At 69.1% G+C, this 18,638-nt stretch carries 17 protein-coding genes; 9 read left to right on the top strand and 8 right to left on the bottom strand.

The window, feature by feature from the left end; translation table 11 throughout:
* Positions 1-28 precede the first annotated feature (28 nt).
* Together C2U31_RS12140 and C2U31_RS12135 are read left to right on the top strand one after the other, a co-directional pair.
* Positions 29-802 (top strand): SDR family oxidoreductase, encoded by a 774-nt coding sequence (locus C2U31_RS12140; RefSeq protein ID WP_103273017.1) that lies wholly within the window; start codon positions 29-31, stop codon positions 800-802.
* Positions 803-949: 147 nt separating this feature from the next.
* Positions 950-1,369 carry a GCN5 family acetyltransferase gene (locus C2U31_RS12135; protein ID WP_103273016.1) on the top strand — a complete coding sequence of 140 codons (420 nt, stop codon included), beginning with the start codon at positions 950-952 and terminating at the stop codon, positions 1,367-1,369.
* A gap of 29 nt (positions 1,370-1,398) precedes the next feature.
* On the opposite strand, the gene phbB is transcribed toward C2U31_RS12135, so the two are convergent.
* Together phbB and C2U31_RS12125 are read right to left on the bottom strand one after the other, a co-directional pair.
* The gene (phbB, locus tag C2U31_RS12130) at positions 1,399-2,139 is read right to left on the bottom strand and encodes an acetoacetyl-CoA reductase (RefSeq protein ID WP_103273015.1); all 741 of its coding nucleotides are present in this window, start codon (positions 2,137-2,139) and stop codon (positions 1,399-1,401) included.
* Positions 2,140-2,168: 29 nt separating this feature from the next.
* A complete protein-coding gene (locus C2U31_RS12125; RefSeq protein ID WP_103273014.1) occupies positions 2,169-3,509 on the bottom strand; it encodes a CitMHS family transporter in 1,341 nt (446 codons plus the stop codon).
* Positions 3,510-3,747: 238 nt separating this feature from the next.
* Here C2U31_RS12125 and C2U31_RS12120 point away from each other — a divergent pair, with 238 nt between their 5' ends.
* From C2U31_RS12120 to C2U31_RS12110, 3 genes are all read left to right on the top strand, one after another.
* A complete protein-coding gene (locus tag C2U31_RS12120; RefSeq protein ID WP_103273013.1) occupies positions 3,748-4,446 on the top strand; it encodes a response regulator in 699 nt (232 codons plus the stop codon).
* Between the two features lie 67 nt (positions 4,447-4,513).
* Positions 4,514-5,875 (top strand): sensor histidine kinase, encoded by a 1,362-nt coding sequence (locus C2U31_RS12115; protein ID WP_233772849.1) that lies wholly within the window; start codon positions 4,514-4,516, stop codon positions 5,873-5,875.
* The gene (locus tag C2U31_RS12110; RefSeq protein WP_103273011.1) at positions 5,865-6,971 is read left to right on the top strand and encodes an ABC transporter substrate-binding protein; all 1,107 of its coding nucleotides are present in this window, start codon (positions 5,865-5,867) and stop codon (positions 6,969-6,971) included. The genes C2U31_RS12115 and C2U31_RS12110 overlap by 11 nt, the downstream gene beginning before the upstream one ends.
* A 68-nt stretch (positions 6,972-7,039) precedes the next feature.
* On the opposite strand, the gene C2U31_RS12105 is transcribed toward C2U31_RS12110, so the two are convergent.
* The 3 genes from C2U31_RS12105 to C2U31_RS12095 all read right to left on the bottom strand — a co-directional run bounded on the left by C2U31_RS12105 (position 7,040) and on the right by C2U31_RS12095 (position 10,221).
* Positions 7,040-8,287, bottom strand: a complete 1,248-nt coding sequence (locus C2U31_RS12105) for an amidohydrolase family protein (protein ID WP_103273010.1) — start codon at positions 8,285-8,287, stop codon at positions 7,040-7,042.
* 72 nt (positions 8,288-8,359) lie between these two features.
* Positions 8,360-8,866, bottom strand: a complete 507-nt coding sequence (locus C2U31_RS12100) for a GAF domain-containing protein (RefSeq protein ID WP_103273009.1) — start codon at positions 8,864-8,866, stop codon at positions 8,360-8,362.
* Positions 8,863-10,221, bottom strand: a complete 1,359-nt coding sequence (locus C2U31_RS12095) for an MFS transporter (RefSeq protein ID WP_103273008.1) — start codon at positions 10,219-10,221, stop codon at positions 8,863-8,865. The genes C2U31_RS12100 and C2U31_RS12095 overlap by 4 nt, the downstream gene beginning before the upstream one ends.
* A 132-nt stretch (positions 10,222-10,353) precedes the next feature.
* Between C2U31_RS12095 and C2U31_RS12090 the strand changes: the two genes are divergently transcribed.
* Positions 10,354-11,292, top strand: a complete 939-nt coding sequence (locus tag C2U31_RS12090) for a LysR family transcriptional regulator (protein ID WP_103273007.1) — start codon at positions 10,354-10,356, stop codon at positions 11,290-11,292.
* Positions 11,293-11,377: 85 nt separating this feature from the next.
* Here the strand turns inward: C2U31_RS12090 and C2U31_RS12085 are convergent, their stop codons facing one another.
* Positions 11,378-11,797: an SUKH-3 domain-containing protein gene (locus tag C2U31_RS12085; RefSeq protein WP_158658361.1), complete on the bottom strand. Its 420-nt coding sequence runs from the start codon at positions 11,795-11,797 to the stop codon at positions 11,378-11,380.
* A gap of 46 nt (positions 11,798-11,843) precedes the next feature.
* Positions 11,844-12,917, bottom strand: coding sequence for a hypothetical protein (locus C2U31_RS12080; RefSeq protein ID WP_103273005.1), 1,074 nt, complete (start codon positions 12,915-12,917; stop codon positions 11,844-11,846).
* A 315-nt stretch (positions 12,918-13,232) separates the two neighbouring features.
* Between C2U31_RS12080 and C2U31_RS12075 the strand changes: the two genes are divergently transcribed.
* Positions 13,233-14,771 carry an amidohydrolase family protein gene (locus C2U31_RS12075; protein ID WP_103273004.1) on the top strand — a complete coding sequence of 513 codons (1,539 nt, stop codon included), beginning with the start codon at positions 13,233-13,235 and terminating at the stop codon, positions 14,769-14,771.
* Between the two features lie 46 nt (positions 14,772-14,817).
* Here C2U31_RS12075 and C2U31_RS12070 read toward each other — a convergent pair whose 3' ends face one another.
* Positions 14,818-15,675: an arylamine N-acetyltransferase gene (locus tag C2U31_RS12070; protein ID WP_103273003.1), complete on the bottom strand. Its 858-nt coding sequence runs from the start codon at positions 15,673-15,675 to the stop codon at positions 14,818-14,820.
* Positions 15,676-15,892: 217 nt separating this feature from the next.
* Between C2U31_RS12070 and C2U31_RS12065 the strand changes: the two genes are divergently transcribed.
* Together C2U31_RS12065 and C2U31_RS12060 are read left to right on the top strand one after the other, a co-directional pair.
* Complete coding sequence (locus tag C2U31_RS12065; protein ID WP_103273002.1) at positions 15,893-17,014, top strand: agmatine/peptidylarginine deiminase; 1,122 nt, start codon at positions 15,893-15,895, stop codon at positions 17,012-17,014.
* 187 nt (positions 17,015-17,201) lie between these two features.
* Positions 17,202-18,551 (top strand): hypothetical protein, encoded by a 1,350-nt coding sequence (locus C2U31_RS12060; RefSeq protein WP_103273001.1) that lies wholly within the window; start codon positions 17,202-17,204, stop codon positions 18,549-18,551.
* Positions 18,552-18,638: the final 87 nt, after the last annotated feature.

Raw genomic sequence — 18,638 nt, 5'->3', positions numbered from 1 at the left:
CTGACCCCGCAACCACAGGAGATCGGGCATGCAAGCATCAGGACAACTGGCCGGCAAGGTCGCCATCGTCACCGGCGCCAGTTCCGGCATCGGACTGGAAACGGCGAAACTCTATGCGCGCGAGGGCGCCAGCGTGGTGCTGGTGGCGCGCCGCGCGGCCGAGCTGGACAGGCTGGCCGCCGCCATCGAGGCCGCAGGCGGTCGGGCGCTGGCCGTGGCCGGCGACGTGCGCGACGAGGCACTGGCGCGCGACGCCGTCACGGCGGCCGTGGAACGCTTCGGCGGGCTGGACATCGCCTTCAACAACGCGGGAGCCATGGGCCCGTCGCGGCCGCTGCACGAGATCGAACCGCAGGAATGGCAGGACGTGCTGCAGGCCAACCTGACCAGCGCCTACCTCGGCGCGCGCCACCAGATTCCCGCCATGCTGGCGCGCGGCGGCGGCTCGCTGATCTTCACGTCCACCTTCGTCGGCTACACGGCGGGGTTTCCCGGCATGGGCGCCTATGCGGCCAGCAAGGCCGGCCTGATCGGCCTGACCCAGGTCATCGCCTCGGAATATGGCGCGCGCGGCATCCGCGCGAACGCGCTGCTGCCCGGCGGCACCGACACGCCGATGGGGCGCGACGCCATGGCCTCGCCCGAGGCCCGCGCCTACGTCGAGAACCTGCACGCGCTCAAGCGCCTGGCCACGCCCGCCGAGATCGCGCGCTCGGCGCTGTACCTGGCGTCGGACGCGTCCAGCTTCACCACCGGCACGGCGCTGCTGGTCGATGGCGGGGTCTCGGTGCACCGGGGCTGAAGCGGTTTTTGGTTATTAAGGGTTTACCCTTGATCCGCTTGGCTTTGTGACCGTCTGAAATGGAAACCTGGGGCGCGGCGGGCGCCCCGGGCCGTCAGGCTTCCTACAATCCCCCCATAGCGCCTGCAGCGCCCGGAATCCTCTGCCATGCCCGCCTCTCTCCGCTCCGCCTTCCCCATCGCCGTCGATGCCGACCTGATCGGCGAATATCCCGCCCAGACCAAGTCCGGCGGCGGCTATTTCTACGACGCCGTGCTGGAATACCGCGTCTGGGTGCACCCGCACGACGGCGGCGAGGACCTCTACGACGGCGACGACTATTACTGCGCCTTCGCCACCTTCGAGGAAGCCAGCGCCTACTCGCGCGAGACGGCCGGAGCCGAGCAACCGCTGGTGCTGGTGCGCCAGGACGAATGCATCAACGAGCCGGAGCCCGGCCGCTACGAGCACCACACCGGCGAACGTCTGACCGAGTGGCGCGTGGAATGGCTGGAGGGCAGCAAGCGCACGCCCTCGTCCATCCCGGACTTCCTGCGGCGCCACGGCAGCCCGGTCCTGAACAGCTAGGACCGGCGGGCGCGGCAAGCGACCCTGCCTCAGCTCATGTACACGCCGCCGTTGATGGCGTAGTTCGCCCCCGTCACGAAGGCCGCCTCGTCCGAGGCCAGCCAGGCGCACAGCCCCGCCAGGTCCTGCGGCGTGCCCAGGCGGCCGACCGGCACGCTTTCCACGATGCGATCCAGCAGCGCCGGCGGAAAGGCCTTGACCGTGTCGTCGGCGATGAAGCCGGGCGACACCAGGTTGACCGTCACGCCGCGCGCCGCGACTTCCTGCGCCAGCGAGCGCGTGAAGCCGATGGCCGCGCCCTTGGCCGTGGCGTAGTTGACCTGCCCGATCTGGCCCTTCTCGGCCGCCACCGAACCGATGTTGATGATGCGGCCCCAGCCCCGGTCGGCCATGCCGTCGACCACCTGCTTGGTGGTATTGAACAGCGTGTCCAGGTTGCTGCGCAGCACCGCCGACCACTCGGCATAGCCCATCTGCCGCAGCCGCATGTCCAGCATGGCGCCGGCGTTGTTGACCAGCACGTCGATCTCGCCGACCTCGCCGCGCACGCGCGCGAAGGCCGCGCGGGTCGATTCCCAGTCGGTGGCGTCGCCCTCGGACGCGGTGAAGTCATAGCCCAGCGCCTTCTGCGCCTTCAGCCAGTGATCCTTGCGGGACGACTTCGGCCCGCAGCCGGCCACCACGCGGTGGCCGGCGCGATGCAGCGCCTGACAGATGGCGGTGCCGGTATGGCCCATGCCGCTGGTGACGTAAGCAATGCGCAAAGCCATGGAAACTCCTATTTCAAGGGCGCGCCGGCTCAGCCGACGCTGCCGACCAGGGGAAACAAGCCGAACGCCAGCGCCGCCGCCAGCATCACCAGGCAGATCATCGTGGCCCACTTGAGCGCGTAGCGCTGGTGGTCGCCGAATTCCACGCCGGCCAGACCGACCAGCAGATAGGTGGACGGCACCAGCGGGCTCAGCAGGTGCACCGGCTGGCCGATCAGCGAGGCGCGCGCCATTTCCACGGCGCTGATGCCGTATCCCTGCGCCGCCTCGCTCAGGATCGGCAGCACGCCGAAATAGAACGCGTCGTTGGACATGAAGAAGGTGAAGGGCAGGCTCACCAGCGCGGTGATGCCGGCCAGGTACGGACCCATGGCGTCAGGGAGCACGGCCAGCAGGCTGCGCGACATGGCCTCGACCATGCCCGTGCCCGACAGGATGCCAGTGAAGATGCCGGCGGCGAAGATCAGCGACACCACCGACAGCACGTTGCCCGCGTGCTGCGCCACGCGGCGGCGCTGCTCGGCCAGGTCCGGGTAGTTGATGATCAGCGCGATGGCGAAGGCGATCATGAACAGCACCGGCAGCGGCAGCACGCCCATGACCAGGCTGACCATCAGCGCCAGCGTCAGGCCGGCGTTGACCCACAGCAGGCGCGGGCGGCGCAGGTCCTGGTCGACCTCGATCTCGGGCAGGTTCTTGGGGCCGTCCTCGTCGTAGCCCGCGTGCAGCGTGGCGCCGTCCGGCAGCGACAGCACGCCCAGGCGGCGGCGCTCCTTCAGGCCCAGCGCGAAGGCCAGCGCCAGCAGCGCCACGATGGCCACGCCCATCACCGGCACCAGCGGCACGAAGATGTCGCCCACGTCCACATGCAACGCGCTGGCGGCGCGCGCGGTCGGCCCGCCCCAGGGCGTCAGGTTCATGATGCCGCTGGCCAGCATGGCCAGACAGGTCATGGACAGCGGATTCATCTTCAGGCGGCGGTACAGCGGCAACATCGACGCCACCACGATCATGTAGGTGGTCGAGCCGTCGCCGTCCAGCGAGATCACCAGCGCCAGCACGGTGGTGCCCACCACGATCTTCAGCGGATCGCCCTTCACCGCGCGCAGGATGCGGCCGACGATGGGATCGAACAGGCCGGCGTCGATCATCACGCCGAAGTACAGGATGGCGAACATCAGCATCACGCCCGTGGGCGCGATCTTGCGGATGCCGTCCAGCATCATCTTGTCGATGCCGGCGCCGAAGCCCCCCATCAACGCGAACAGGATGGGCACCAGGATCAGCGCCACCAGGGGCGACAGTCGCTTGGTCATGATCAGCGTCATGAACGTGATCACCATGCCGAAGCCAAGCAGGGTCAGAAGCATGGGGTATCTCCACGGATCGTTGTTATTCGTAGCCGCCCCGGCAAGGGGAGACGGGCAGGACCGCAAGGCTAGGAATTAAAGCTGTCTGGAACCTGTCGTTTTTGCGAGGCACGCCCGGCGGAGGGAGCGGCCCGCCCCTGCGCCGGGCCGCCCCAAGGAAGGGCGCCCCCCTCGGGGGGGCAGCAAGCGCCCTTGGAGCGCGCAGCGTGGGGGCATCCACTATGCGAAAATTGGCCGCATGCGCATCCTGGTGATCGAAGACGACGAAGACCTGGCCGACGCCATCGTGCGCCGGCTGCGCCGGCTCGGCCATGCGGTCGACTGGCAGAACGACGGCCTGAGCGCCGACGGCGTGCTGCAATACGAAAGCTTCGACCTGGTGATCCTGGATATCGGCCTGCCGCGCATGTCGGGCTTCGACATCCTGCATCGCCTGCGCGACCGGGGCAGCAAGATCCCGGTGCTGGCGCTGACCGCCCGCATCGACATCGAGGACCGCGTCCACGCGCTCGACACCGGCGCCGACGACTACCTGGCCAAGCCCTTCGACTTCCGCGAACTGGAGGCGCGCTGCCGCGCCCTGTTGCGCCGGCCCAGCGCGCAGGCCGCCGGCGTGCAGCGTTTCGGCGATCTGGTCATCGACAGCGCCGCGCGCCTGCTCACGCTGGCCGGCCAGCGCATCGAGCTGCCCAAGCGCGAATACAGCCTGCTGGAGATCCTGCTGGCCGGCATGAACCGCGCCGTCAGCAAGGACGAGATCGCCAACAAGCTGTTCGCCTTCGACGACGACGCGGCGCCCAACGCCATCGAGGTCTACATCGCCCGGCTGCGGCGCAAGCTCGAAGGCTCGCCGCTGCGCATCGAGACCCGGCGCGGCACCGGCTACATCCTGACGTGCAGCGATGACGGCAAGCCCGACGCGCCAGCCGGCGGCTAAGGCTGCCGGCGCGCCGCGGCCCGATGCCGGCGCCGGCCGCATCTCGATCCGCCGCCGGCTGCTGGCCATGCTGCTGGCGCTATTCGTCGCCGGCGTGGGCGGGCTCTACCTGATGGTGCGCGGCTATGCGCAGCAGACCGCCGACACCGCCTACGACCAGCTGCTGCGCGCCTCGGCGCTGTCCATCGCCGACAGCCTGCAGCTGGTCGACGACGAATGGCGCATGGACATGCCCTATGCCGCGCTGGCCCTGCTGGAGCAGGCGCCGCGCGACCGCGTGTTCTACCAGGTGCGGGCCGGCGACGGCGCGCTGGTGTCCGGCTATCCCGACCTGCCCGCCCCGCCCGTGGATGGCGCGTCCGACGACGCGGCCTCATCGCGGCTGTTCGAGGCGCGCTACCAGGGCCAGCCGGTGCGCTTCGCCTGGATGGAGCGCAAGATCGCCGGTCCCGCCGGCACGCGCAGCGCACGCGTCCTGGTCGGCCAGACGAGCGAGGCGCGCGATGCGCTGGCCGCGCGGGTGCTGTGGCGCGGCACGCTGGCGCTGCTGGGCTTCACCGCCGCCGCGCTGGCGCTGGCCTGGTGGGGCCTGCGCCGTTCGCTGGCGCCGATCCGCCGCATCGAGCGCGAGCTGGCCGCACGCGGCGCGTCCGACCTGCAACCCATCAAGGCGCCCGTGCCGGAAGAGCTGGACACGCTGGTGCATACGCTGGACGGCTTCATGGCGCGGCTGGCGGAAAACCTGGACACGCTGCGCCTGTTCATCGCCGAGGCCGCGCATCAGCTGCGCACGCCGCTGGCCGCGCTGCACGCGCAGATGGAAGTGGCGCTGGACGAGGAAGACCCCGCCGAACAGCGCCGCAGCCTGCTGGCCGTGCTGCGAAACGCCGAGAAACTGTCGCGGCTGGTCAACCAGCTGCTCAGCGACGCCAGCGTGATCCACCGCAGCAATGTGCGGCAGTTCCAGCCGCTGGACCTGGCCGAGCTGCTGGACCAGGCCGTGTACGACTCGGTGCCGCAGGCCGAGCCCGCGCCCGACGTGCGCCTGGCCCTGCCCATCGACGGCGCGCCCGCGCCGGCCCTGGGCGACAGCCTGATGCTGCGCGAGGCCTTCAAGAACCTGATCGACAACGCGCTGCGCCACGGCGCCGCGCCCGGCGGCCATATCGACGTGCGGCTGGAACGCGACGGCGCGCGCTGGCGCGTCACCGTGTCCGACCAGGGACCGGGCATCCCGCCGGCCCTGGCCCATGCCGCCTTCGAGCGCTTCGTGCGCGGCCCCAATCCGCGCTCGGCCGGCGCCGGCCTGGGCCTGTCCATCGTGCGCCGCGCGGTCGACAGCCACCACGGCGAGCTGCGACTGAGCAACCGCGTGGGCGGCGGGCTGGACGCCGTCATCCTGCTGCCGGCGCTGCCCCATGAAAGCTGACACCCTCCCGCGCCGGCTGGCGCGCGCGCTGATCCTGCCGCTGCTGCTGCCGCTGGCCCTGACCCTGGCCCCGCCGGCGCGGGCCCAGGCCGAACCGCCCAACACGCTCGCGCTGGGCCCGGACGGATCCGCCAACGTGCTGGTGGTGCATGCATCCAACAGCCTGCCCGTGTTCCGTGGCGTGCTGGAGGACTTCCACCGCATCCATCCGGCCCTGCGCCTGGAATACACCGAACTGCCCACCCAGGCGCTGTACAACCAGATCATCACGCGGCGTCGCGACGCGGCAAGCGAAAAATCCGGCCCGGACCTGGTCATCAGCAGCGCCATGGACCTGCAGACCAAGCTGGCCAACGACGGCTACGCGCTGCCCCATGACTCGCCCGAGACCCGCGCCCTGCCCGCCTGGGCCAACTGGCGCGACGAAGTCTTCAGCACCGGCACCGATCCCATCGTCATGGTCTACGACACGCGCAGGCTGGACGCGGCGCGCGCGCCGCGCACCCGCCGCGCGCTGCTGTCGCTGCTGCAGGCGCCCGACCGGCCGCTGGCCGGCGCCGTGTCGACCTATGACGTCGGCGCCAGCGCCATCGGCTACCTGGCCGCCACCCAGGACACGCGCCTGGACAGCATGGCGCCGGCGCTGCTGGCGGCGCTGGGCCAGAACGACGCGGCGCTGTACGCCTCGTCGGACGACGCGCTGGACATGCTGGAGCGCGGCGACGCCACGCTGGCCTACAACGTGCTGGAGTCCTATACCCGCCACCGCATCGAACGCGGCGCGCCGCTGGCCGTCATCTACCCGCGCGACTACACGCTGATGCTGTCGCGCGCCGCGCTGATCCCGCGCCAGGCGCCGCGCCCGGACCTGGGCGCGATGTTCCTCGACTACCTGCTGTCGCCGCGCGGCCAGCACATGATCGCGCAGGCTTCCGGCATGCGCCCGGTGGGCGATTCGGTGGTGCCGGCCGCCGGCGTGCGGCCGCTGGGCCTGGGCGTGGGCCTGCTGGTGTACCAGGACGCGCTCAAGAAGCGCCATTTCCTGGACCTGTGGCGGGCGGCGGTCAGGCCCGCCGACGCGGGCGGCAAGCCCTAGCGTGCTGTCCCTCGGAAACGCCCGCGCAGAAGGAACGGCACACCAGGCCGCCCGCCCCCGCCGTCCGCTCAGGCGGCCAGCTCGTCGAACTGCACCTTGCCGTTCTGCATCACCAGCGGGATGTGCTCGCCCTGCCCCAGCAGGCAGGACACGTCGCGCAGCGGATTGCCGTCCACCACCAGCATGTCGGCGCAGGCGCCCGGCGCGATGACGCCCAGCTTGCCTTCCATGCCCAGCACCCGCGCGCCCACCTGCGTGGCGCTGGCGATCACCGCCGGCGCGCCCAACACCTCGGCGCGCAGGCGGAATTCCTCGCTTTGCAGGCGGTGCGACGGGCCCAGCAGGTCGGTGCCGAAGCCCATCGGCACGCCCGCGTCGCGATAGATCTCCAGCGAATGCAGGCCGGCGTTGCGCACCTGCGCCACCTTGGCCACGCTGTCGGCCGGCAGGCCCAGGTCCGCGCCTTCGTTGGCCAGGGCCTCGTAGGTGATCAGCGTAGGCACCACATAGGCGCCCTGCCCGGCCATCAGCCGCGCCGCCTCGGCGTCGACCAGGTTGCCGTGTTCGATGGTGCGCACGCCGCAGCGCACCGCGCGCGAGATCGCCTCGGCGGTGTAGGCGTGGGCCAGCACATAGGTCTGGCGGGCGCGCGCCTCGGCGACGATGGCGCGGATCTCGTCCTCGGAATAGCCCCAGGCGCCGACCGGATCGGTAGGCGAGGCCACGCCGCCGGACGCCATGATCTTGATCTGGTCCGCGCCCATCTGCAATTCCTGGCGCACCGCGCGGCGCACCTCGTCCACGCCGTCGGCCACGCGCGCCAGCGCGCCCACCCGCACGCAGCAGGGACACGGCGAATCGCCCGGCATGAAATCGCTGCGCGGACGGCCGTCGCCGTGGCCGCCGGTCTGGCTCAGCGCCCGGCCCGACACGAACAGGCGCGGCCCCTGCACCAGCCCCTGCTCCACCGCCACCTTGAAGGCATGGCCGGCGCCGCCGGCGTCGCGCACGGTGGTGTAGCCCCGGCGCAGCATGTCGCGCAGGATCGGCGCCGAGCGGAACGCCACCAGCACATTGGGCATGGCCATCTGCTGCGGCAGGTTCAGCTGCACCGCGATCACATGCACGTGCAGATCGATCAGGCCCGGCATCAGCGTCTTGCCCTTCAGGTCGATGACGCGCGCCGACGCGGCCGACAGCGGTCGGTCCGAGACTTCCTTGACCAGGCCGTTCTCGACCAGCACGTCGTGGTCCTCCAGCAGCTCGGGCCGGGCCGGATCCAGCAACGCGGCGTTCTTGAACAATGTGCTTTCCATGATGCTCCCGATATTGGCAAGTGAAGGGCCGGGCGTATCAGCCCGGCCTATGGACATATGAAGGCGCCGCGCTCAGGCGCAGCACAGCGCCGGCAGCACCAGCTGCGCATAGGGCCGGCAGGCGATGGCGTCGTCCGGACCGTACCAACGCTCGGCGTGCAGCAGGTTGAGCGATCCCCAGGTGCGGCCGCGCCAGCGGATCGGCACGTTCAGCACGCTCTGGCAGTCCAGCGAGGCGATCAATTCGTGATCGGCGAAGACGCTGCGCAGGTCGTCCGGCGTGTAGCCGATGTAGCACTCGCCGCGCGCCAGCACCGTGTCGGTCCACGGCCCTGGCATCACGGTCTTGCTGCCGCCCGCGGGGTAGGCGTCGGGCAGGTTCGAATACAGCCGCGTGGCCACGCCGCTGTCCGGGTCGTAGGACAGGATGGTGAACAGCCGGTGGCCGATCTCGCCGGCCAGCGCGTGGTCCACGGCGGCGAACACGGCCTGCGGCTGGGAGGGCGCCTCATGGGCGCGGGCCACGGCATTCAAGGCCGGCACCGCCACGGCGGGACGGAAGGGACGCGCGCCGCTCATTTCACCTCTCCCGCCGCGATGGCTTCCAGCGAGCGGCCGCGCGTGGGCACACCCATCACCAGCACCACCAGCGCGCCCAGCACCAGCGTCACCGTGGTGGTGCCGAACACGCCCAGGAAGCCAAACTTGGGATACAGATAGCCCACCAGCACGGGCGAGGCGATGGCGCCCAGCCGGCCGATGGCCGAGGCCAGCCCCGCGCCGGTGGTGCGCACCGCCGTCGGAAAGACCTCGGCGGTGTAGGCATAGACGCCGGCGTAGGTGCCGTTCATGAAGAAGGACATGATGATGCCGGCCAGCATGATCTGGCCGTCCGTCTTGGCCAGCGCCAGCCCCAGCGCGCCCGCGCCGCCCAGCAGCATGTAGCTGGCGATGGTGGCCTGGCGGCCGATCTTCTCGTTGAACCAGGCCGCGCTGAAATAGCCCGGCACCTGCGCGCAGTAGATCGCCAGCGAATAGCCGAAGCTCTTGGTCATGCTCATGCCGCTCTCGACCAGCAGGCCCGGGATCCACACGAAGAACGAGTAGTAGCTGAAGGTGATCGACAGCCACATGATCCAGGTCATCAGCGTGATGCGCGTCTGCCGGCCCTGCAGCAGCAGCGCGAAATTGGACCCGAGGCTGGCCGCGCCGCGCGGCGGCGCCTCGGGCTCGGGCCGGGGCTCGGCCAGCGTGGCGCCGCGCCGTCGGAAATCGGCTTCGATGCGGTCCAGCACGGCCTCGGCCTCGGCGGTCCGGCCACGGCTCTCCAGCCAGCGCGGCGATTCGGGCAGCGCGCGGCGCCACCACAGCAGCATCACCACCGGCAGCGCCGTGATCACCAGCACGATGCGCCAGCCGCTGGCATGCGCCGGCACGATGAAATAGCCCAGCAGCGCGGCGGCCACGAAGCCGAACGAGAAGAAGCCCGCCAGCGCGCCGGTGAAGCTGCCGCGAAAGCGCCGCGCCACGAACTCCGCCAGATAGGGCGCGATGATGGCGCTTTCCGCACCCGTGCCCATGCCGGCGATCACCCGCGCCGCGAAGAACGGCGGCCAGCTGTCGACCCAGGCGCTGACCAGCGAGGCCACGCAGTACAGCGCCAGCGCCCACATCATCACCGCGCGCCGGCCGATCAGGTCGCCCAGCGTGCCGGCCAGCAGCGCGCCAAAGAAAAATCCGATGAAGGTGCTGCTGCCCAGCAGCCCGATCTGCACGCTGGTCAGGCCCCATTCCACCCGCAGCACGGGCAGGATGAACGCCAGCACGGCGGCGTCCATGGCATCGAACATATAGCCCAGGCCGCCCATCAGCAGCAGGTGTTTGTGAAAATGCGCGAACGGCAGGCGCTCGATGCGCGCCGAGATCATGGACATGCGGAATTCCCCTTGCAATCGACGGCTTCAGCCGTACTGTTCTTGACCAGGAACCGCATGATAGGCATGCGCAAATCTATCTATCCAATTTATAGTTATGATGCCCCACATCACCAATGTGAATGACCTGCCATGAGCTTCCGCACGCTGGACCTGAACCTGCTGAAGGTCTTCGAGGCCTTGATGACCGAAGGCAGCGTGACGCGCGCGGCCAATGCACTTTGCATGACCCAGCCCGCCGTCAGCAATGCGCTGGCGCGGCTGCGCGACAGCCTGGACGACCCGCTGTTCGTGCGCGCCGGCAATGGCGTCATTCCCACCCAGCGCGCCGCCGTGCTGTGGAGCGAGCTGGGCGAGGCGCTGGACCGCATGCGCGGCGCGCTCGACGCCGAAGCCTTCGACCCGGCCCGCGCCACGATGGAGTTCAGCCTGTCGATGTCCGACTACATCGCGGGCATCGTGCTGCCGCCGCTGTTCGGGCGGCTGGAGCAGTCTGCGCCGCAGGCGCGCGTGCGCGCCGTGCCCAACACGCTGCTGGAAATCCCGGAACAGCTGGAAGAGAACCGCGCCGACTGCGTGCTCAGCGCCTACGTCAACGAAGCCCAGTACCCGGGCCATATCCGCTCGCGCTCGCTCTGGCTGGTGGAGTACGCCTGCTTCATGCGCCACGATCACCCGCTGGCCGGCATGAAGCGCCTGAGCACGCGCGCCTTTCTGTCGGCGCGCCACGTGGACGTGAGCCTGGGAGGCCAGACGCTGCCGTCCTACGACATGTACCTGTCGGCGCGCGGCCTGTCGCGCGACGTGGCCGCGCTGGTCAACCACTACAACGTGGCCTATGAAATGCTGCGCCACACCGACCTGATCGCCGTGCTGCCGCTGCACCTGGGCGCGTTGACGCCGCATGCGCCCTACCTGCGCGCCGTGCCGCTGCCCATGCACGCGCCGCCGCGCACCATCACGCTGTTCTGGCACCAGCGCAACGACACCGTGCCGGCCCAGCGCTGGCTGCGGCGCACGCTGGTGGACCTGTTCGCGACGGGCGAGAACATGGCGCAGGACGCGGGCTGAGGCCGTCGGCGCGGGCGCGCCCGGCGGCGGGGGCCGAGCCTGCCGATTCAGACGCGGCAGCGGTCCGGCCCCGCGCCGTGCCGCGTCAGTCGTCCTCGTCTATCGCCGGACCGTAGCCGATGCCCAGCAGCAGCCGTTCCAGCGCCTCGCCCAGCGACGCGCCCAGCCTATAGAGCTTGCCGTCCGGCACCGTATAGACATAAGCCGCGCCGGCGGCATCCAGCAGCACGATCATGTGGTTGTGATGCGCGTCGGCCACCGCCCGCAGCGGCCCGGTGCGGCCGCGCCAGGGCAGGCCTTCCAGCGATTCGTCCTCGTCCGGCTCGCAGGGCCGTTCATAGAACGCCACGTCGCTGGCGGCGGTTTCCCGTCCCGCGCCGGTCTTGCCCAGCGACAGGCCGGCCAGCGACGCCAGCAGGCGCTCGCCCGCCGGATCCCGCGCGCCGTCGTCGGGCGGCGCCTGCCAGCCGGCCTCGCGCAGCAGGGCGACGATGGAATCGGGCACGCCGCTCATCCGCGCGCCCCCGTTGTCCTGGCCGTCATGCGCCCGCTCATTGCAGGTACGACGCCACTTCCTCCGGCGTCAGGTAGCGCTTGAAGGCGACGTGCGGATTCTGCGCGTCATGGCAGGCGCCCAGGAAACCGGCCCAGCTGCGGCTGCACGCGTCGCCCTTGTCCAGGCCGATCAGCACGCGCTTGCCGTGCTTCTGCGCATTGGCGCGCAAGGGCGCCTCGCCCCAGGACCAGGCCAGCTCGTTGACCAGCTCACCGCCCGCGTAGGCCTGCGCCTGCAGCCACAGGAAATCCGCCGTGTCGCTGTCGTTGTCTTCCGACGGCGGCGCGCGGTCCACGATGGCCTGGCGCACGCCCAGCGCCTGGCCGTGTTCGCGGATCAGGTTCTGCAGCAGCGTGAAGGCATGGAACCCGTTGTTCACCGCGTGCGCCCGCGCCACGAAGCCCGTGCCCGACGCCGGCAGCACCACCACCAGCTCGTCCTCGTAGCTCATGTTCGCGGCCAGCCACAGGTAGTGCAGCTGCTCGAACGGCAGGCTGCCGTTGCGGTTCAGGCGGTAGATCCGCGCCTGCAAGGCGTCGTCCGCCAGGAAGGCCCGGTGGTTGCGCTCGTCGCGCAGCACCATCGCCATCATGGGCAGCACCAGCAGTTCAACGGCCTGCTGCAAGGTCTCGACCTCCCAGCGGCGCTCCTGCGGCACGGCCTTCATGCGCGCCTGCGCGTCGGCCCAGGCCTGCACTTCCTCGGGCTCGGCCTCGTCGTCGTCCTCGTCGACCTCCTCGGCGCAGTACGGCTCCAGCTCCTGCAGCCAGACGTCCAGCAAGGCATGGCAGGCGGGAAACAGGATGGCCGGGTCGGCGCCGTCCTCGACCAGCGCGCCGCCCATCAGCGCCAGCAGCGACGCGCGGTTGGGATGCACCTCGGGCAGCAGCGCGGCGCAGGCGGACAGCACCGCTTCCGTCTGCCCGGGTTCCTGCGCCTGGGCGTACAGGCGGCCGATCTCGGGCCGGTCGAAGAACACATCGGGCGTGTCGCGCTCGGCGGCCGAGGCCGGCGGGCTGCGCAGGAAGGCGAGCAGGTCGGGCGGAAGTTCGAAAGCGGATTGAGTCATGGTGGCGGAGTCACGGGACGGGAGCGGCGGCGCGCGCGGCGCCGGGCAAGGAAAGGAACGGGCAGGCACAAGCCCGGCTCGCCTGCGATCTTACCGGACGCCGCCCGTTGGGCGGGTCGGGCAGCGCCCGCCGGACGCGCCCCGCATGACCTGGCGCAAGCCGGCGCTGGCCATTCCCGCGCGGACGGCGTCATGCCCCGCTGGAATGTCGACAAGACGTCGCCCATCGGGATTTTCCCTGCCCCTAACGTCCGTCCGCATGCGGGTCGCCATGCCCGCGCTAGACTGCCATTCCCCATCCCGAGGAGCACTCGCATGAACCTGCCTGCCCGTGTCGTGGATCTGCATACCCATCTGTTCAATGCCCGGTATCTGCCGCTGGAAAGCGTGATCGCCAGCGCAATGAAGAAAGACGAAAGCAAGCTCGCGGACTACGTCGCGCAGCTGCTGTACGCACTGGCCGGTTCCTCGTATGCGGACGCCCAGGATCTGCGCGCGGACCATCCGCTGCCCTTCACGCCCGAGGACGCGGACGAGCACTATCTGGAGCAGATCTGGGACGTCGTCCGCGCCGGCCTGATGGAGCGGGTGCCGGCCGACATGATCGCCGGGCGCAGCCCCGCGGACCTGCTTGACCAGCCATGGGACGACGCGCCTGCCGAACCGGGGCTGTCGGAGGAACTCGTGGGGATCATTGATCAGCTGGCGAGCATCGACTACGCCGCCGAGGGCTGGATCGACCCGGACCCGTTGCCGCTGCACGAACCCGTGACCTCATTCAAGGAACTGGGCGCCGCGCCACGGATCGTCGACGTGCTTGGTTGGGCCCGGCGCGTGATTCGCAAGGCGCTGCGCGCGGCCACGGACCTGATGGACAAGTTCGCCTGGGGCAGCCACGTAGAGAACTACCTGGAGTTCTTCCTGACCATGCTGAAGTCGGAGAAGGCCGTGCTCAAGCAGCTGCTGTCCAGCTACGACAAGCTCGGCGCCGGCAACATCCAGGTGCTGCACATGATGATGGACATGCAGCTGGCCTATCCGGTGCCCAAGCCGCCGCGCTATCCCTTCCCCGAACAGCTGCGGAAGATGGAGCAGCTCAAGCAGGACAACCCGCAATCGATGTTCGGCTTTTCCGCCTTCGATCCCCGGCGCGACAATTGGCGGCAACTGGCCGACACCGCGATCGCGCACGGCTTCCTGGGCTTCAAGTTCTATCCGGCGCTGGGCTACCTGCCCATCGGCAACGCCGACCCCGTGCTGGAGAGCCGGGTGGCGGCGTTCTTCGACTACTGCATCGCCGGCGATATTCCGGTGTTCGTGCATTGCACGCCCATCGGCTTCCAGACGAAGGAAAAGAAAGGCCTGAACGCCCACCCCAAGCACTGGCGCGCGCTGCTCGAACACGAACGCTGGCGCGATCTGCGGCTCTGCCTGGGCCATGCCGGCGGCGGCCGGGCCAGCAACCTGGGCGTCTCCTCGGCCGGCTGGATGGCCGACAACGACGCCGAGTGGCGCGACGCCGACAACTTCGCCCGCATCGTCGCCGACCTGTGCGCGACCTACCCGAACGTGTATTGCGAGCTGGGCTACATCACCGAACTGCTGGACGACCCGACCGCACGCGAGCTGCTGGTCGCCAACATCGAGCGCGCGCGCGCCGAGGCCCAGCAGAACGGCCGCCCCCACGACTTCCTGGACAAGGTCGCCTACGGCTCGGACTGGCACATGCCCAGCATGGTCGACAACACGGCGCGCTACCTGGACGTGTTCGTCGACATCATGAACCGGCCCGCCTATGTCGCGCATCGCGACCTGTTCTTCCACGACACGGCGATGGCGTACCTGAAGCGCTGAACCGGAGCGGGCCCGGGCGCGTCCGGGACTGACGGCATGCCGGGCGCTAGCCCGCCGTCAGTTCCCCGGCCGCCGCCTGCCTGCCGCTTGCGGCGGCCCGCTCGAACAGGGCCGCCGCCTCGCCCGGCGGCAGGTCCAATCCGAAACGCTCGCGCAGGCAATCCGCCCAGGCCTGCGCATCGTCGTAGCGCCGCGTCTCGGGCGGCGCGCCCGTGTTGCCGCGCAGCGTCAACACATCGTTCACCAGCAGCTCGCGCAGGCCGGGCGCGGTGCGGCTGATGATCAGGTCGGACAGGAACACCGATTGCGGATGGCTGGACGTGTACCAGTTGCCGATCTCGAAATCGACGGCCGGCGCCGGCCGCAAGCCATACTGATAGACCGTGCTCCAGCCCTTGGCGGTCTGGAATTCCAGGCTGAATTCATCCGGGCCGGCCGGCGCGATGCGGAACACGCCGTGCGGCGTTTCCTGCGGCACGTTCAGCAGGAACTCCAGCGGCGCGGTCTGCGTGGTGGACCCGAAGGCCACGTCGGCGAACCAGCTGCGCCCGTCCAGATCCACGCGCAGCAGCATGTGCGTGAGCCCTGTGCGCACGTCCGCCGGCACCTGCCAGCGCACGCGCGCGATCAGCGGCGTGACACGAAAGCCCAGTTGCTCCAGCACGGCCTGGAACAGCCTGTTGTGCTCGAAGCAATAGCCGCCGCGACCGCGCGCCAGCATCTTGTCGGCGATGCGCGCCAGATCCAGGCTGACGCCCAGGCCGCTGTAGGCATCGATGTTCTCGAACGGGATGGCCTGCGGATGCAGCAGATGCAGCTGGCGCAGTACTTCCAGCGTGGGTTCGGCGGGGCCGTGATAGCCGATGCGCGTGAAATAGCGTGCGAGCGGAAAGGAGTCGAACATGGCGGTAACGGGCTGGCGCAGAAGTCGGAACGCCGGCGTGCAGGGACAGTAGTGAAGGCGTCAATCTACCACACATTCAATTAATTACTTGAATAATATTTCAGACCAACCTTCCTCCGAGCCGTCCGCCGGCGCGGATACCTTGTCATGCGAAGATGACGCGTCCGTACTCCCACAACCGCTGCTTATCGATCCGTACCGGACCCAGGAGCCCAGCGTGACAACCCGCCGCCGATTCCTCCAGCAATCCGCCCTGCTCATCGGGACGCAGGCCGCCGCCGCGCTCGGCGCGGGCCTGCACACCCCCGCCGCCCGCGCCGCCGTCAAGGGCTGGCACATGGCCGAAGAGAACGCGCCACAGGCGCGCGCCTTCATCGCCTTCGGCGCCCAGCAAGCCATCTGGGAGGATTACACGCCTGACGTGCAGGCCGCGCTGGGCCGCATCGCCCGCGCCATCGCCGCCTTCCAGCCCGTCACCGTGTACTGCCGGCCCGAAGAACGCCGCCTGGCCGAACACCATTGCGGCGCGGCCCGCGTCCGCTTCGAGGAAGCGCCGCTGGACGATATCTGGATACGCGACATCGGCCCCGTTTTCATAGCCGACGGCCAGGGCAGCGTGGCCGGCGTGGATTTCAACTTCAATGGCTGGGGCGACAAGCAGCGCCACGGCGCCGATTCCCGCCTGGCCAAGACCATGTGCGACGGCCTGGACATCGACCACCTGCGCAGCGACCTGGTCGGCGAAGGCGGCGGCATCGAGACCGACGGCCTGGGCACGGCCATCATGACCGAGAGCAGCTGGCTCAACGACAACCGCAATCCGCGCTGGACCAAGGCCGAGATCGAGCAAGCGCTGGCGCGCGACCTGGGCTTTCGCAAGATCATCTGGCTGCCCGGCATCAAGGGCCGGGACATCACCGACGCCCACGTCGACTTCTATGCCCGCTTTGCCCGCCCCGGCGTGGTCGTCGCCAACCTGGACATGGATCCGGATTCCTACGACTACGAACTGACGCGCAAGCACCTGGACATCCTCAAGCGCAGCACCGACGCCGACGGCAAGCCGCTGGACGTCCACACCCTGCCGCCGCCGCAGAACCCGCGCCGCAGCCGCTTCCTGCGCGACCACCCCGATTTCGCCGCCGGCTACATCAACTACTTCGTCATCAACGGCGCCGTCATCGCGCCCGAGTTCGGCGACGCCAAGGCCGACGCCCATGCGCGCGAACTGCTGGAACGGCTGTATCCGGGGCGCAAGGTGGTGCAGCTGAACATCGACGCCATCGCGTCGGGCGGCGGCGGGATCCATTGCGTGACGAATCAGATGCCGGCGGCGTAGATGCGCGAGCCGCGCTGGCCAACGGAACATGCGGCACGACGGCGGGCACGGCCGGGCTGAGCGTCCGGCCCCGCTGGAACCCTTTTCGGGTTGCGGCCACCCAGCGTTCCGATGCCCGTCATTCCCCGCCGCCACGCCGTCGACATCCGGGCGCCCCATTACCTTGCCACGTCCGGAGAAACACGCCTTGAGCATCGACGTCGCCCAGCGCCATCCGGCCTACTCCCTGAGTCCGTCGAGACTCGGACGCATTTTCCAGGCCAAGTCCGAACAAGACGCTTCGGCGATGAACCTGCTGGACAGGATCATCGACTACGTATTCCGGAGCAATGCAAAACGGGACAGCATCAGGAAGGTCTATGCCATCGTCGCTGCGCAGCGCGACGCCCCCATCGCTGACGCGGAGTGTGCCCGCATCGGCGCCTTCCTGCTGCTGCGGGGCATGGCGCAGCCCCGGTATCGGGACATGTTCGAACTGAATCTGACGGAACATCCCAACGGAACCTGCGACTACGCCTTGATCATCGACGGCCAGGCACTGCACGCGCGGCGCGATATCCATGATCAGCAAGAGATCGCCCGCCTGCGCCAGGCTTGCCAGCGCATGAAGGTGGACGACTACCTGCTGAGCCTGCAGCAGCACAAGGACGACGCCATGAGCCTCATCCCGGCCGGCGAACCGTTGTCCATCAAGCAAGGAAAAACGGGCGATTGCTACGCCTTGGTTGTCATGATCGGCGCCCTGTCCAGTCCGATCGTGCAGGAGAGCATTCTGAACTCGGCCGAAATCACCGAGCGCGGAGCGCTGCGACTGACGTTCAACGCCAATATCCATTCCCCCATGGGCAGGCAGAAGCTGCTGCGGGGCGAGTCTCCGGAAACCCTGGCAAAGGTACTGGCTGATCGGTTTGAGATACACAACCTGAAGAAGAAGGGATATGCACTGGCATTGGAGAACGGCCGGCTGCAGGTCGACATTTCCCCGTCCAGGCTGAGGCGGATCATCGACCATCCCCGCTCAGCCAGCACGAATTCGCTGATGGTCAAGATACTTGAGCATCTGGCGGGCAACCTGATGCAAAACGGACAAAGCCCGCTGCGTTCGAACCGTGACTCCATCGACGCGCACAACCAAAGAGCCGACAACTACGATCCCCTGATCGGCAACCTGCTGGGCTACGGCACCGCGCTCATGTATGGTCCGACAAATACCGAGGGCTTGTCGATGATCCTCGAACGAGCCGCCGCCAGGGGATGCTGCCTGGAAGACGGCAGCCCCAGATTCCTGTTCGTGGGCTGCGCATACGGTCAGCCTGATCCGTTTGGCAACATGCACTTCCATCACGCGTTCGTGCTGGATAGCGTCGGCTACGACATGACCGGCAAGGCCGTGTCGATGACCCTGGTCAACCCCTGGGACAACCTGGGCGAGAGATTCGTCCTGACGCTGGACGAGGCCATGAAGCGAGATGTCGCCTTCGCCGAATACGCACGGCGCGGCACGCCGCTAGACCCTCGCATACCCATGTTGCCTTGACGCGGTTTTGCGCTCGCGCGCGTGCGCCGGGATGGCGGTCGAGCCATCCGCCGACGCAAGAGCGGGCAAGGCTGATCAGACAGGCGC

The organism is Achromobacter sp. AONIH1, from assembly GCF_002902905.1.
GTDB lineage: Bacteria > Pseudomonadota > Gammaproteobacteria > Burkholderiales > Burkholderiaceae_B > Achromobacter.
This window is presented reverse-complemented; position numbering and strand designations above follow the sequence as displayed.